General features: G+C 78.4%; 1 protein-coding gene. It reads right to left on the bottom strand.

The window, feature by feature from the left end; all coding sequences use genetic code 11:
- Positions 1-142: 142 nt before the first annotated feature.
- On the bottom strand, positions 143-1,528 hold the full coding sequence (locus ACFV0G_RS39195; protein ID WP_380558648.1) for an AMP-binding protein: 1,386 nt from the start codon (positions 1,526-1,528) through the stop codon (positions 143-145).
- Positions 1,529-1,573 lie beyond the last annotated feature (45 nt).

Below are 1,573 nucleotides of genomic sequence, written 5' to 3' on the forward strand. Positions count from 1 at the left end.
GCGAAAGTTGTGTATATCCCACTGGCGCAGGAGACTCATAATCCGGGGGGCGGGGGTTCGAGCCCGGGGCGGCGCACAGACTGTCGACGGCCCCTCGCGCACGGGGGGGGCATTCGGGCGTTCCCGAACGGCCCGCCGACTGCTAACCTCCCCGGTCATGGCGCCCGATGATCACTCGGAGCCGACGCCTCCGGGGTTCGCCGCATGGCTCCGCGCCGAACTCGCCGACGCGGAGGCCGCCGCACTGCGCGGACACCGCCGCGACGTCCGGCGCGGCCGGCTGATGATCGCCGCGGCCGTGGTCGCGGCCGGCGCGCTGGCGGTCGCCCTCGCCCTGGCCCCGCGGCCCTCGAACCTCCGGCCGCCGCCCGGGCCCGCACCGTCCGCCACCCTCTCCGACTCGCCCGCCGCGGCCGCCTGCTGCCCGCCCGACCTGCCGGGCGGCTGCCCGCGGTGCTGGCCGGCCGGGCGCTGAGCACCTGCCGGGGGCGCCCGCGGGGGGGGGCCCCGCGGCCCCGCCCCCGCTCACCCGCGGCGCCCCCGGCCGGGGGTGCACCCGGCGGCGGGGCCCGCCGCCGTCCGGTCCGGTGGAACTGCCGTGCACCCGCACCTCGGTGCCGGGCAGCGGCGTTCCCGAGGAGAGCAGGACGGTGGCGGGTTCCCCCGGCGCGGCCGGGGCCACCTCGCCCGCCCGCAGGGCGTCGCTGCGGACGGTCAGCCGGGCGGGCGGGAGGTCCGGGGTGGAGGCGGTGACGGTGAGGGTGGCCTCCGCCATGCCGTAGGAGGGGCACAGACTCCGGGGCGGGAGCCCGGCGGCGGCGAACCGGGCCGTGAACCGGTCGGCCGTGGCGGCCCGGACCACCTCGCCGGCGCTGCGGGCGACCCGCCAGGTGCGCAGATCGAGGGCGGCCAGCTCGCGGTCGGTGACCTTGCGGGTGCACAGTGCGTAGGCGAAGTCCGGTGCGCTGGAGAGCGTCCCGCCGTGGGCGGTGATGGCCGACAGCCAGCGACCCGGGTGGCGGGCGAACGCCTCGGGTGCCATCAGCACGGACGGGTACCCGCTGAACAGCGGACGCAGGAGCCCGGTGACGAGCCCCATGTCGTGGTGGAGCGGCACCCAGGTCACGGCGACGTCGTCCGGGCCCTCGCGGTAGACGCGGGCCGCCTGGGCGCAACTGGCCTGCAGCGCCCGGTGGCTGATGACGACGCCCTTGGGGGCGCCGGTCGAGCCGGAGGTGTACTGCAGGAAGGCCGGCGCGTCCGGCGACGGCATGAGGGTCCCGTCGCCCGCCGGGGCGGGGCCGGTGGTGTCTCCGCCCGGCTCCGGCCAGGCGTACACCCCGCCGGGGACGTGCACCCCGCCCAGCGCGTCGCGGACCGTGCCGCGCCATGCCGCGGTGGTGACGACCAGGGCGGGACGGCAGTCGGAGACGATGCCGCGCAGCCGCCGGGCGAAGCCCTCGGTCCGGGTGGTCGCCGGGGTGGCGGCGGGAACCGGCACGATCCCTCGGCCGATCGCCGCGAGCAGGGCCGCGGGCTACGACACCTCGTTCGCCAGCACCAGGTCGATCCC

The organism is Kitasatospora sp. NPDC059571 (assembly GCF_042735675.1).
Lineage (GTDB): Bacteria > Actinomycetota > Actinomycetes > Streptomycetales > Streptomycetaceae > Kitasatospora.